Here is a 13,531-nt window from a genome sequence, read left to right as displayed (position 1 = left end):
ATCACTTGCCCTTGAGCAGCGGCCCGATGGTCTCGACCTTGTTGGTCCAGACGTAGCCGTCGAAGCCCTTGGGAATCGCGGCGGCCTGCTCCGGCGTGTCGATGCCGGTGGAGAAATCGCCGCCATAGGGGCCGACCAGGATCACCTCGCTGCCGGCGTCGCGCATGCGTCGCATGAAGCGGTGCGGCCAGCCCCAGGCATAGGGCGCGTAGTCGACCGGCAGGGCGACGATCGTGTTGCGGCAGCCACTTGGCACGATGCCGGTCCAGTCGTAGAGTTCGTAAGGCAGCAGGCAGGCCTTGAGCATCGTTCGGTCGAAGCCCTTGAGGCCGGGCACCGCCCTGAGCACCGCCTGCGTCGGCTCGGATCCGCCATAGATGCCGAAGGTGGCAGCGCGCGCGCCCGGATCGGCCTTGAGCATGGCGGCCAGCGCCTCGCCCTCCTCGACGCGCCGGCTCTTGAAGTTGACCAGGAAGGAGCCTTCCGGGAAGGCGGCGTAGACGTCTTCGAGGCGAGGCATCAGGCCGACGCCCTTGCCGCGCAGGGGATAAGTCTTGCCGCCGTCGGCGGTGTAGCCATAGCCGACGTCCAACGTCTTCAGCGTCGTCCACGGCGTTTCCTCGGTGACGCCCTGGCCCTCGGTGCGGCAGTCGACCGTCCAGTCGTGCAGCACGGCGAACGCCTTGTCCGGTGTCAGGGTGGCAAATGCGGCGTCTTGCGCTCAGCGCAGCAGGCCGTCGAGCAGCGGCAGGCCGATGACGACGGCGAGGGCGATCATGCCAAGGCAGATGCGGCGGAAGATCGCCTCGGAGGCGACGCCGAACAGGCGGGCGCCGGCCCACAGGCCGATGCCATAGGCCGGTGCCGTCATCAGGCAGAGCGGCACCAAGGGCCGAGACGAACAGGCCGCCCCACAGATAGTTGAGCAGCGTCAGCGTGGCAGGCGTGAGGTCGGAGGGCAGCGGCCGTCGGTGCTCACAATGTATATCAGCCCGTTGACGATCTCGCACAGGTTCATCGTGCGCTTGTTGCTGCCGCGCTTGGCCGGCGGAAGGCGTGGCACGATCAGCGACCACTCCTCGTCGGTCAGGGCAGATGGATAGCGCAGGCGGCGGCAGTCATAGCGAGCACGGTTTTCGGCTGTCCACATTGGTGGCGCTTCCCTGGGAACCAGACCATCTCTCTTGAATCATAAAAGATTCATCTGAATCAATATGTTCCCGGACAGACACTCAGGTGTTGTCATTTCGATGTAGCCGCTGCAAGAAATTGCGGCTACTAATTCAACCATGCTTGCGTGAGGGCAACATGAGCGGCTTTCTCCCCTTTCGATCGGACATCCAGGGGCTTCGTGCCATCGCTGTTCTGAGTGTTGTTGCCTACCATGCTGGGGCGACTGGGCTAAAGGGCGGATTCGTAGGCGTCGATATTTTCTTCGTGATCTCGGGCTTTCTGATCACCAAGATACTGCTGAAGGAAAATGCTGCGGGGACATACTCCCTGACGGGTTTCTATCAACGACGCCTACGACGCCTGATGCCGGCTTTGATTGTGGTGCTCACCGCGAGCCTGATCGCCGGGATGTTCCTGCTTTCTGCAGGAGACATGAGGAAACTGGGCATCACGTCCGCGGCGACGATGCTGTTCTCATCGAATGTCATATTCTATCTGACATCGGACTATTTCGGCTCCGCGGCTGAGTATCATCCACTTCTCCACACTTGGTCGTTAGCAGTCGAGGAACAGTTCTACATCGTGTTCCCGCTCTTTCTGGCGCTGGTCTGGAAAAGGTGGCGCTCCATGCTTGTGCCCGCCCTTCTGGTACTGGTGGCGTTGTCCCTGGCCGCCAGCGTGGTTGGTGGGATGATGTCGCAGCCCTGGTCGTTTTATCTGCCGTTCAGCCGGGCCTATGAACTGCTGCTTGGCGCGCTGGTTGCGGCCAGACCTGACCTGCTCTCGCGGGTGGGTCAAGCGGGTCGCAACGCTCTGTCGCTGCTCGGCCTGGCGCTGATCGGGGTGTCGCTGCTGCTGATTGATGCCGAGACCATGCTGTTTCCCGGCTATATCGCGCTGGCCCCTTGCATCGGCACTGTGCTGGTCATCGCGGCTGGCCAGTCCACCGAAACCCTCGGCGGAAAACTGATAAGCGGCCCGCCTTTCCTGTTTTTTGGCAACCTGTCGTACTCGCTCTACCTTTGGCATTGGCCAGTTCTGGTGTTCGCCAAGCATTACAACAATGGTCCGCTGACACTCGGCACAGCTTCTATCTTGATGGTAGGGGCAGTTGCGCTGGCGTGGCTGACCTATGTCGGGGTTGAAAAACGCTTCATCCGCGGATTTCCAAGTTTGCCTGTCCTGCGCCTTGGCGTTGCCACCATCGCCTGCTTCGCGGCTGTCGGAGGGCTCATCGCAGTCACCGGTGGATTGGAACAAAGGTTTTCCGCGCAGGCCCATGAACTGGCCAATGCAGATCGGGACTTCAACCCGGAGCGCAAACGCTGTCATTTCGGCGGCGGGACGGTGAGGTCCTACCAGTCGTCATGCGTGCTTGGCGGGGCCGGCGCATCGGTTGCGGTCTGGGGAGACAGTCACGGAGCCGAACTCGCCTACACGCTCGGGGACCAGTTGGCCGCTCGCGGCGCCGGCATCAGGGAAATCACGACCTCGGCCTGCCCACCGGTCATGGGCTACTATTCCATCAAGCGGCCCAACTGCGCTGAGCAGAATATTGCCTCGCTTGAGGGGCTGACAGCAGATCCGGCGATCAGGACTGTGATCATGGTGGCGGCCTTGGAGGGCTACGGCGCCGACCGTCAGGATATGATCGAGAGCGGTTTGAAGCAGTCGGTACAGGCGCTTGAGGTTGCCGGCAAAAAGGTGATCCTGATTGGACCCATACCAAACCAGGACTATGACCCGCCTGCCGCGCTCAGCCTGCGCGCAGACAATGTCGAGGCTCTTTCCTCATGGGGTAGATCAAGGGACGATGTGGAATTGCATCTGCGGAACTATAGAGTAATGGTGAGTGAAATAAGTGCTACCACTGGTGCCACAGTTGTCGACCCTGTCCCGGTGCTCTGCAACACTGACCTTTGTCCGGGTTATGATCCGAATTTTGGCGTGCTCTATTTCAATCAGTCGCACCTCAGCATTGCCGGCGCCAGGAAGCTCTCTGCCGCCATTATCCCGCAATTATTACCTGCTTTGGAGGCGAATTGAAAGCTCACACACTTTTACCTGGCGCGAGTTCCTGCGGTTGTTTTCTCAAAGATTCGCTTGAATCCTGATGACTGAAAGTAGATATTGTAATTATTTGTTTTTGTCTCTGTATAGTGATTCACTTCTTGCTGTCATTTGAGTTCTGGCTTCTTGGCCAAGACATCTGGCGTTATTTTACTGAAGGATATCATATTTTCGTTATTTGTAGATTGCATCTGCAGAATAGCCAGCCGAGAAGCGACCATCGGCAGCGCTATAGATTGCCCTCCCTAGCCCGTCTATTTATCTGGTTTTAGAGCGGTTCCTTTGCTGAGTGAATCGTTTGGGATTCCCAAATCAGTCAGATTCTGATTCAAATTCTCTGCCGGAGCACGTCCCGTGATCGATGAATCAAATGTGAAGTGACGCGCGACGCGGCGTCTGATTCAAAGTTCACTTCAAAGGAGGCGAACGATGGCCAGAGCGCTGAGCGAGGATTTGCGGTCTCGGGTTTTGCAGGCTTCTTCGGATGGACTTTCGGCGCGTCAAGCCGCTGCCCGGTTCGGGGTCGGCGTTTCGACGGCGATCCGGTGGATCGGCAGAGCGAAGCTGGGCGAGCGGTCAGCACGCGCTCAGGGTTGGCGGCGCGGTTCCCGCCTCGATCCGTATGAGACCTTCGTGTTCGAGATGATCGAAGGGCAGAAGGACATCACGCTCGACGAGATGGTGATCCGCCTTGCTGTGGAGGCGAAGTCGTTATCGGCCGCAGTGCCTTGAGCATCTGGCTCGGCCGTCGTGGCTGGACATTCAAAAAAAGACCGCACACGCACTGGAGCAGGAGCGGGCGGACCTCATAACGCGGCGCCAAGCGTGGTTTGATGGCCAACCTGATCTCGACCCGGGACGCTTGGTCTTTATTGATGAGACCGGATTATCGACCAAGATGGCGCGCCAGCGCGGACGAGCATTGCGGGGCGAACGCTGCCGAGCCGCAATCCCTCATAGTCATTGGAAAACCACCCCATTCACCGGCGCCTTGCGTCTGAGCGGCATGACGGCACCGCTGGTTCTCGATGGCGCGATGAACGGCGCCGCTTTCCGCGCCTACGTCGAGCAAGTGCTGGTCCCAACGTTGTCGCCCGGCGACATCGTGGTGATGGACAATCTGCCCGCTCACAAGGCCGAGGGCGTCCGCCTGGCAATCGAGCGGGCCGGTGCCGAGCTACACTACCTGCTGCCCAACAGCCCGGACTTCAGCCCGATAGAAATGGCTTTCTCCAAACTGAAAGCGGTCCTGCGCGGCAAGGCGGAGCGAACCGTCAGCGCGCTCTGGGATGCCGTTGGAGCCGCCATCCCGCTCTTCAGTCCGAACGAATGTGCAAACTACTTCGCAGTCGCAGGATATGAACCGGATTAAGCCGGACGTGCTCCAGAACTTCCCCGACAGGTATGACCGGGCATGACCTGCACTCGGCGTGAGCGCGCTCATCTGCCCTTCAGGAGCGGCCCGATGGTCTCGACCTTGTTGGTCCAGACGTAGCCGTCGAACCCCTTGGGGACCTTGGCGGCCTGCTCCGGTGTGTCGATGCCGGTGGAGAAATCGCCGCCATAGGGGCCGACCAGGATCACCTCGCTGCCGGCGTCGCGCATGCGTTGCATGAAGCGGTGCGGCCAGCCCCAGGCATAGGGCGCGTAGTCGACCGGCAGGGCGACAATGGTGTTGCGGCAACCACTTGGCACGATGCCGGTCCAGCCATAGGCCTCGTAGGGCAACAGGCAGGCCTTGAGCATCGTCCGGTCGAAACCCTTGAGGCCGGGCACCGCCTTGAGCGCCGCCTGCGTCGGCTCGGATCCGCCATAGACGCCGAAGGTGGCGGCGCGCGCCTTGGGGTCGGCCTTGAGCATGGCGGCCAGCGCCTCGCCCTCCTCGACGCGGCGGCTCTTGAAGTTGACCAGGAAGGAGCCGTCCGGGAAGGCGGCGTAGACGTCCTCAAGGCGAGGCATCAGGCCGACGCCCTTGCCGCGCAGGGGAAAGCTCTTGCCGCCGTCGGCGGTGTAGCCATAGCCGACGTCCAGCGTCTTCAGCGTCGTCCACGGCGTTTCCTCGGTGACGCCCTGGCCCTCGGTGCGGCAGTCGACCGTCCAGTCGTGCAGCACGGCGAACACCTTGTCCGGCGTCAGATGGACGTCGAGCTCCACTACGTCGGCGCCGGCCGCGAAGGCGGCGCGCATGGAGGGGATGGTGTTCTCCATGAACTCATGGCTGGGCGGGTCCATGCGGGCCGCCGTGCAGGTCTCGGCGTCGAGACCGACGCGCGAATAGGTCTGGTGGACGCCGCGATGGGCGAGGATGCGCGGCGTGCCGGGCGACGACGGCGCGGCCAGCCAGGAGGCGTTGAGGAGGTAGACGGCGATGCCGACGAGAACGACGCCACCCAGGATTTTCTTTCCGCGCATAAAGCTCTCCCTTGCTGCCCCGACGGCTGGATAGAGGCCAAATGCGGCGTCATCCGGTCGCTTTGGGGGCAGGATCGGGCCTTGCTATTCTGACTCTCGCTCCATCCAGACCGGCCGCACCTCGATGGTCGCTGCCGTTGCCATTGGATGCCGGCGTGCCAGCTCCAGCGCCTCGTCCTGGTCGCGGCAGTCCACCAGCTCGAAGGCGCACATCTGCTCGGCCGAGTCGGAGAACGGGCCGCTGACGATTTGCTCCTTGCCGTCGCGGATCCGGATGGTCTGCGCCGTGTCGGCCGGCTGCAGGGGCTTGCCGGCGATGCGCTTGCCCCGCGCCGTGGTGTCTTCGATCCAGCCGAAGATGTCGCCGACGAGGCTTTCGGTCGGCTGGAAGTCGGCGTCGTGGCTGATGATGAGAAGATACTGCAAGGTCATCTCCAATCGGGAAAAGTTGGCAAAAGGGGGCGCCCGCGTCTCGGCGACGCGAGGTCTCGGTGCGGTTCGTGTCGTCCGCGCTCAGGGGGTATCGTCGGCGTCCAGCCATCTCAGGGAGCCGGGCGTCGTCAGGATGTCGCCGGTCTCAAGCAGGGTCTTGAGGCCGGAGAGAACCATCGGCCATCCGCCGTAGAGCTGAGGACTTGCTCCGCGCGGAAGGTCGTCGTGCGTCAACACCAGACGGCACGTGTCTTCGATCTTCTCGATGTCGACGACGACGCGAGAAGGACCGTATTTTTCGACCTCCTCGCTCCAATGGGCGGAGTAGGTCGTGACGAGGCGCCAGGGCGGATTGGCCTCGACGATGGTTCCGGAGAACACAAGCCGCCCTTGTCCGGTGGCGGTGTAGTCGGACCCAGGGCGATAGTCCGACACCACCTTGAGGCCGAACTGATATTTCCGTCGCATCTCCGGGTCGGTCAGGGCTTGCCAAAGAGCCTGAGGCGACGCGCGGATGTAGCTTTCGTAGACGACGCTCATCATCTTGCCCTCGGTGTAGTCCCGAAGGCCGAAGGTCTCGCCCGTCTGCTCGACGATGTATTTCTGCATCCATCGCGCATACATCTCGCGAACGGGTGCAGCGTTGAGGAAGTGGAGCTTCTCGCGCCCCACCTTGCGAACCTCAATGATGCCGGCGTCTTCAAGCAGCTTGAGGTGTTTGGCCACCCCGAACCGCGACATGCAGAATTTCGACTCCAGTGAACTGAGGCTTTGCCCGTCCTCGACGTTGAGGGCGTCGAGCAAGGCGCGGCGCGTGGGGTCGGAGAGTGCCCTGAACAGCTCGTCCATGGGCTCACAATATGAGACCATATGGTCTCATGTCAAGGGCCGTCCGTCAGCGCAACATGCCGTCGAGCAGCGGCAGGCCGATGACCACGGCAAGGGCGATCAGGCTGAGGCAGATGCGGCGGAAGGTTGCTTCCGAGGCGATGCCGAACAGGCGCGAGCCGCCCCAGAGGCCGAGGCCATAGGCCGGCGCGGTCATCAGGCAAAGCGGCACCAGGGCCGACACGAACAGGCCGCCCCAGAGGTAGTTGAGCAGCGTCAGCGCCGTCGACACCTCGAAATAGAGCACGATGTTGGCGCGCACGATGCCCGCCGGGATGGCGCCGCCCAGCCAGTAGGCGATCACCGGCGGCCCGCCCACCTGGCTTGCGCCGGAGAACAGGCCGGACAACAGGCCGACGCCGACGGTGAGCGGCGGCTTCGGCTTGCCGTGGTAACGCCAGCCCGACAGCAGCAGCACGAGAAGCGCGGCGCAGATGCCGATGATCGCCCAGCGGATGGTGAGGGGATCGAGGTGGGTGAGGAGATAGACGCCGGTTGGCACGCCGACACACGCGCCCAGCGCCATCACCGCCACCTCGCGCCGGTCGGCCCTGCGGAAGGCATCGGGCACCAGACCGACGGTGGTGACGGCGTCGATGATCAGGATGACCGGCGCGGCAAGGCGCGGGCCGATCAGGGCGCTCGCCACCGGCATGAAGATCAGCGCGGCGCCGAAGCCGGAAAAGCCGCGGGCGAGGCCGGCGACGAAGGTGGTGATGACGAGCAGGGTCAGCGTGGCGGGCGTGAGATCGGCGGGCAGCGACATGGACGGCGACTCGGAACGGCGCCGGGTCGGCGTCGACCTGTCCTAGCGCGGGGAGGCCAGCGCGTAAATAACGCGCTGCCGCTCTTGGCAAGGAATTTTGTGCTGTCGAGATATTCCTGCAACGTCTACCATCTGGAGATACTCAGGGAAATTTGTGCCCTCACTTGGCCGTCACGCGCCAGATGACGTTGCCGACGTCGTCGGCGACCAGCAGGCCGCCGTGCCCGTCAGGCGCAACGCCGACCGGCCGCCCCTTGGCATTGCCGTTGGGATCAACGAAGCCGGTGAGAACGTCGCGCGGCGGGCCCGATGGCTTGCCGCCGGAAAACGGCACGAAGATCACCTTGTAGCCGGCGAGCGGCTTGCGGTTCCAAGAGCCATGCTGGCCGACAAAGGCGCCGGCCCGGTAGGGCTGGGGCAGGCCGCTGTTGCCGGTGATGGCAAGGCCAAGCGAGGCGGTGTGGGCGCCGAGCGCATAGTCGGGCGCGATGGCCCTGGCGACGAGGTCGGAGCGCGGCGGGGTGACGCGGGCATCGACATGCCCGCCGAAATAGCTGTAGGGCCAGCCGTAGAAGCCGCCGTCCTTCACCGAGGTCATGTAATCGGGCACGAGGTCGCTGCCGATCTCGTCGCGCTCGTTGACGGCGGTCCACAGCGTGTTGCCGGCAAAGGCGAGGCCGTTGGGGTTGCGGAGGCCAGTGGCATAGGGGCGATGCGTTCCGGTGCGCGCGTCCACCTGCCAGATCTGCGCCCGGCCTTCCTCGGCGGCCATGCCGTTCTCGCCGACGTTGCTGTTGGAGCCGATGCTCACATAGAGGAAGCGTCCATCGGGGCTGGCGATCAGGTTCTTGGTCCAATGGTGGTTGAGGGGACCGCCGGGCAGCTCGGTCAGCGTCTCGCCGGATGTGGTGATGGCGGTGTCGCCACGCTTGTAGGGGTAGCGCAGGATGGCGTCGGTGTTGGCGACGTAGAGATTGTTGCCGATCAGCGCCATGCCATAGGGCGAGTTGAGGCCGGTGAGGAAGGCGCTGCGATACTCGGCGACGCCGTCTCCGTCGCTGTCGCGCAACAGCGTGATGCGGTTGGCGCTGGGCCCGCCGGCGCCGGCGCGGGCCATGACAAGGCGCATGATGAAGCCCTTGAGGCCGGGGCTGTCGTCGGGCTTGGGCGGTGCGGCCGTCTCGGCCACCAGCACGTCGCCATTGGGCAGTACCAGAACATTGCGCGGGTGGTCGAGGCCGGATGCAAAGGCAGTGACGGCAAGGCCCGGCGCTAGCGTCGGTGTCTCGTCGGCCGGCCAGCCGATGGCCGGCGCGATGTTGACGTTCGGGATCGCCCTGTTGACGGGCGGAACGATCCGGGGCGATGGGCCGATATCCGCCGCAGGCGGCAGGATGGAGTGATCACCGCAGGCGGAAAGGACGAGCGCCAGGAGCAGCGGCAGACCCGGCGCGACGACGCGCCTCGAACGACCGGATACGCGCATGCCCAGGGCCTCCTCTAGGGGAAACCACGCTGGGCGCATCGGCGGGGGCTGTCAAGCTTTGGGCGGTCGGCTACAGGGCGGCCGACAGCCAGGGCCATCTCGCCCTGTAGTCCTCGCATTTCCTGCGGAACAGGCCGGACTGAGGGTTGTTCGGATTGATCCGCAGGATGCCGTCCCACATGTCCTGGAAGCCATTCGGCGCGTAGACGTCGCCCGTCCCGACATTGATCCCGAACAGAGTGCAGGCGATCAGAAAGCGGTCGATCCCGTCTTCGACGCAGGTCAGTCGCGGGCAGGGCGCGCCAAACTTCTCAGGGTACCAGAGGTGGACGCGGGCCTGGTTTCGGATCTCGGTCCTGTCGGCCAGATCGCCGAGCACCGCCTTGGCTTTCTGGATCACGGCGTCCTCCGCCTCCCATGTGAGGTCGTCGGGATCGAAATAGAAGACGTCGTAATCCTTGATCGCCCAATCGGGTTGGTTGCCGGTCTTGAGATTCCAGACGGTCTGAAACAGACACCCGGCGGTCAGGGTGGCTTGCGGCAGCTCCAGCGCCGGAAGGATTTCAAGCAGGCGACGGTTCGTCTCGTTTTGCCTGATCAGTTCGGCGAAACTCTGCTCGGAGAGGGACACATCCGTCGCCCTTGTGCAGTTGCCTCACAGCGCCTTTTCGATGGCCTCGATGACGATGTCGGCGTCGGGGGCGGTGTCGGGGGAGAAGCGATCGATGACCGTGCCGTCGCGGCCGATCAGGAACTTCTCGAAGTTCCAGAGCACTTCCGGCGGCTCGGTGGGGGTGATGCCGTGGCTGCGCAGGGCGGCGCGGGCGTCGCTGCCGGGTAGAGCACGCGCCTCGGGCTTCTCGGCGATCAGCGCCTTGTAGAGCGGATGCTTGTCGGGGCCGGTGACGACGATCTTGGAAAACATCGGGAAGTCGACGCCGAAGGTGGTGGAGCAGAAGGTGGCGATTTCCTCGTTGCTGCCCGGCTCCTGGTCGCCGAAGTCGTTGGCCGGGAAGCCCAGCACCTCGAAGCCGCGATCCTTGTAGCGGTGGTAGAGGCTGACCAGCACCTCGTATTGGGGCGTCAGCCCGCACTTGGAGGCGGTGTTGACGACGAGCAGCACCTTGCCGAGCCAGGGCTTCAGCGTGGTGGGAAGGCCGTCGAGCGTGGCCAGCGGCGTATCGAACATGGCGGCGGTCATGGCGATCTCTCCGTTGTCAGAAGGGTTTCACGGTCATCAGGCCGTAGAGGCCGATCAGCGTCGCCACCTGGATGAACAGGCAGGCGGCGAGCGTGCCGTTGGCGCCGGCGGCCATGGCCCGGCGGCCGCGCACGCCGGCGGCCCCATGCAGCCAGACGCCGGCAAAGCCGATCCAGGGGAAGAAGAAGGTGAGCCAGCCGCCCATCCAGGCGAGGATCAGGCCGACGATGCCGGCAAGGCCGACGGTGGACGCCGCGGCGCTGTAGAGCGGCTTCCAGATGCGGCGCTGCGTCCGGAGCGACGGCAACAGGGCGGCGACGGCCCAGGCCACGGTGGTGATGCAGCCGAGGATGGCGAGGCCACGATGGATTTCAAAGAGGGCGGTGTACATCGGTGCTCCCGGATCGATGCTGGCGAGCGAACCCACGGGATTCGCCGCGCGCCAATAGTGGTATTATCTGTTCAGGATGCCGCCGTCTGCGCAAGATGCCGTGAGCGAGGAGGCGGATGGCCGCTGTCGCCCCGAGCGGAGCAATGGATATCCGTGGTCCGTTCTTGGAGTCCTATATCGACGTTGTGCCCCATTCTGCCTGAGGTCCTGCGCCTTCGCGCAGGATGACAACTTATGATATTGTATTTATTATATAAATGTCCTGTCTTCCTGCGCGAGGGCGCAGGACCTCGGGCCGGATAAGGCGAGGGGCCGATATAGGTGTCATGCGTGCGAAGGGTGCGCTCCCACTCGTCGCGCTTTTCATCGCTCCCTCGCTCTGACTATATGACGGCCATGCGCTTTGAACCGTCCCTTCTCGACCAGATCCGGGCCCGGCTGCCGATCAGCCAGGTGGTGGGGCGGCGCGTCACCTATGACAAGCGCAAGAGCCAGCCGGCGCGCGGCGATTTCTGGGCCTGCTGCCCATTCCACAAGGAGAAGACGTCGTCCTTCCACTGCGACGATCGGCGCGGCATCTACCATTGCTTCGGCTGCGGGGCGACGGGCGACCATTTCAAGTTCCTGACCGAGACGGAAGGGCTGACCTTCCCGGAGGCTGTCGAAAGGCTGGCCGAGGAAGCGGGCGTGCCACTGCCCAAGGCCGATCCGCGCGACCGCGAGCGCGAGGCGGTGCGCGTCGATCTGGCCGGCGCCTGCGAGATCGCCGCCAAGTTCTTCGAGCAGAAGCTGCGCTCGCCCGAGGGCAAGCCGGCGCGCGATTACATGCTGAAGCGCGGCATCCTGGAGAAGACCTCCATCGAGTTCCGCTTCGGCTATGCGCCCGACGAGCGCGACGCCTTGAAGCGCCACCTGATCCAGAACGACGTCAAGGAAGAGACGGGCATTGCCGCCGGCCTCCTCATCAAGCCGGAGGATGGTCGCGCCTCCTACGACCGCTTCCGTGGTCGGCTGATGATCCCCATCCACGACGAGCGCGGCCGCGTCGTCGCCTTCGGCGGCCGCACGCTCGACCCGGAGGGCCAGCCCAAGTACCTCAACTCGCCGGAGACGCCGCTCTTCCACAAGGGGACGATGCTGTTCAACGTCCACCGGGCGCGCGAGGCGGCGCACAAGTCGGGGACGATCATCGTCACCGAGGGCTACATGGACGCGATCTCGGTCTATCAGGCCGGCATCCGCAACGTCACCGCCGCGCTCGGCACCGCCTTCACCGAGGACCACATCGCCCGCCTGTGGCGCTTTGCCGCCGAGCCGGTGATCTGTTTCGACGGCGACAAGGCCGGCGTGTCGGCCGCCCACCGGGCGATCGACCGCATCCTGCCGGCCCTCCGCAGCGGCTATTCCTTCAACTTCTGCTTCCTGCCGGGTGGGCAGGACCCCGACGACATCGTGCGTTCCGGCGGCGCCGACGCTTTCCTCGCGGAAGTCGCCAAGGCCCGGCCGCTCTCCGAAGTGCTGTGGGACCGCGAGGCGGCCGACGCCCGCGTCGATACGCCCGAGCGCAAGGCGGCGCTTGAGGCGCGCATCGACGAACTGGTTCGCCAGATCAAGGACGACCGGGTGGCGCGGCGCTATCGCCTCGCCCTGCGTGTCAACATGTCCGAGCTGTTCTGGAGCCACGACCGCAAGGGGCGCGGCGAGGGACGCGGCGACTTCCGCGGTGAGGGCAGGGGCGAGTTCAGGGGGGGCGAGCGGCGCGACAAGCAGGGCCTCGCCGTCACCGCCGAGCTCCGGGCGCCGAGCGAGCCGGACCTTGCCAATATCGAGCGGGTGCTGCTCGGCCTCGCCGTCGAGTATCCCGATCTCTATGAAGCCAACATGGAGCGGCTCGCCCGGCTGGATTTCCACGTGGCGGCGCTGGAAGACTTCAAGCAGGCGCTCTACCGCATCGCCGTCGACTTCGACGCGGACTCGGTCAGCGACTTCTACGAAGGCCTCGACGCCCGCTTCTACTTCGTGCTCAACGAGGTGCATGGCGACGAGATCAAGCGCGAGGACGGTGTCAGCATCGGGCGCGGCCACAAGCTCCGGGAACGGCTGCCGATCCTGCGCTTCCACCCGCCGGAGAGCTTCGTCGAGACCTGCTTCGACCTGTTGATCGAGCGGCTGTGTCTTCGGGCGCTCTCAGCCGACATCGAGCGCGACATGAAGACGGTGACGGCGGAGACCGACGAGAACGTCACCGCCTATATCTACGAGCTGACGCGCGACCTCAACCGCCGCCGCGAGGAGCTGTTCCGCCGCGAGCAGGAGCTGGCCGAGGAAGCAAAAGCCATCCGCGATGCCACGACCGGGGGCGGTTCGTCGCAATCGGCTTTGTGGAAGTGAGATCCGCTGGGGTAATCTCCTCTATTTTTGGAGCGTTATATTGGCCGATTGTTCCATCCTGCCTGAGGTCCCCGCCTTCGCGGGGATGACAGAATTATACATAAGAAACATATAGATAACCTGTCATTCCCGCGCAGGCGGGGACCTCAGGCAGAAAAGGGCACGGGGCGGATATAGGGCTCTGAAAGGGGCGATTGGTTGCGTGGAGGACGGCTTCGGGGCACGCGCTGGCGGGCGAGCTTCCATCCCAGGGCACGCTCCTAAAACCCGTTCACCGCCCAACCGAATCACCCTCCCGTCCCCCGAATCATCGCCGAATCA

General features: G+C 64.1%; 12 protein-coding genes and 2 pseudogenes. 3 read left to right on the top strand and 11 right to left on the bottom strand.

Translation table 11 applies throughout. From position 1 onward, the window contains the following. Position 1: 1 nt before the first annotated feature. From CXZ10_RS10820 to CXZ10_RS10815, 3 genes and pseudogenes are all read right to left on the bottom strand, one after another. Positions 2-673, bottom strand: coding sequence for a PI-PLC domain-containing protein (locus tag CXZ10_RS10820; protein ID WP_101289176.1), 672 nt, complete (start codon positions 671-673; stop codon positions 2-4). Positions 674-721: 48 nt separating this feature from the next. After that, entirely contained in the window at positions 722-871 is a 150-nt protein-coding gene (locus tag CXZ10_RS21535; protein ID WP_180335950.1) for a hypothetical protein, read from the bottom strand. 99 nt (positions 872-970) lie between these two features. After that, positions 971-1,150, bottom strand: a pseudogene (locus CXZ10_RS10815) (IS5/IS1182 family transposase); the annotation flags it as partial. Between the two features lie 158 nt (positions 1,151-1,308). Here CXZ10_RS10815 and CXZ10_RS10810 point away from each other — a divergent pair. Next, on the top strand, positions 1,309-3,219 hold the full coding sequence (locus CXZ10_RS10810) for an acyltransferase family protein (protein ID WP_101289174.1): 1,911 nt from the start codon (positions 1,309-1,311) through the stop codon (positions 3,217-3,219). Between the two features lie 453 nt (positions 3,220-3,672). Next, a pseudogene (locus tag CXZ10_RS10805) lies at positions 3,673-4,615 on the top strand (IS630 family transposase). 68 nt (positions 4,616-4,683) lie between these two features. Here the strand turns inward: CXZ10_RS10805 and CXZ10_RS10800 are convergent. The 8 genes from CXZ10_RS10800 to CXZ10_RS10765 all read right to left on the bottom strand — a co-directional run bounded on the left by CXZ10_RS10800 (position 4,684) and on the right by CXZ10_RS10765 (position 10,819). After that, complete coding sequence (locus tag CXZ10_RS10800) at positions 4,684-5,655, bottom strand: glycerophosphodiester phosphodiesterase family protein (protein ID WP_101289173.1); 972 nt, start codon at positions 5,653-5,655, stop codon at positions 4,684-4,686. A gap of 84 nt (positions 5,656-5,739) precedes the next feature. Then, entirely contained in the window at positions 5,740-6,081 is a 342-nt protein-coding gene (locus CXZ10_RS10795) for a YciI family protein (RefSeq protein ID WP_101289237.1), read from the bottom strand. A gap of 87 nt (positions 6,082-6,168) precedes the next feature. Next, positions 6,169-6,936 (bottom strand): ArsR/SmtB family transcription factor, encoded by a 768-nt coding sequence (locus tag CXZ10_RS10790; protein ID WP_101289172.1) that lies wholly within the window; start codon positions 6,934-6,936, stop codon positions 6,169-6,171. Positions 6,937-6,982: 46 nt separating this feature from the next. Then, complete coding sequence (locus CXZ10_RS10785; protein WP_101289171.1) at positions 6,983-7,741, bottom strand: sulfite exporter TauE/SafE family protein; 759 nt, start codon at positions 7,739-7,741, stop codon at positions 6,983-6,985. Positions 7,742-7,901: 160 nt separating this feature from the next. Further along, positions 7,902-9,227: a PQQ-dependent sugar dehydrogenase gene (locus CXZ10_RS10780; RefSeq protein ID WP_143741514.1), complete on the bottom strand. Its 1,326-nt coding sequence runs from the start codon at positions 9,225-9,227 to the stop codon at positions 7,902-7,904. 70 nt (positions 9,228-9,297) lie between these two features. Continuing rightward, positions 9,298-9,858, bottom strand: a complete 561-nt coding sequence (locus CXZ10_RS10775; RefSeq protein ID WP_101289170.1) for a nucleotidyltransferase family protein — start codon at positions 9,856-9,858, stop codon at positions 9,298-9,300. Between the two features lie 24 nt (positions 9,859-9,882). Continuing rightward, positions 9,883-10,428, bottom strand: coding sequence for a glutathione peroxidase (locus CXZ10_RS10770; protein ID WP_101289169.1), 546 nt, complete (start codon positions 10,426-10,428; stop codon positions 9,883-9,885). A gap of 16 nt (positions 10,429-10,444) precedes the next feature. Continuing rightward, positions 10,445-10,819, bottom strand: a complete 375-nt coding sequence (locus CXZ10_RS10765; RefSeq protein WP_101289168.1) for a hypothetical protein — start codon at positions 10,817-10,819, stop codon at positions 10,445-10,447. A gap of 396 nt (positions 10,820-11,215) precedes the next feature. Between CXZ10_RS10765 and dnaG the strand changes: the two genes are divergently transcribed. Beyond that, positions 11,216-13,210 carry a DNA primase gene (dnaG, locus tag CXZ10_RS10760; RefSeq protein ID WP_101289235.1) on the top strand — a complete coding sequence of 665 codons (1,995 nt, stop codon included), beginning with the start codon at positions 11,216-11,218 and terminating at the stop codon, positions 13,208-13,210. The last annotated feature ends 321 nt before the right edge of the window (positions 13,211-13,531 follow it).

The sequence above is a fragment of the Pleomorphomonas diazotrophica genome (genome assembly GCF_002844595.1).
Taxonomy (GTDB): Bacteria; Pseudomonadota; Alphaproteobacteria; order Rhizobiales; family Pleomorphomonadaceae; genus Pleomorphomonas; species Pleomorphomonas diazotrophica.
Note: the sequence above shows the minus strand (reverse complement) of the source record. Positions and strands in the feature narration are given on the sequence as shown.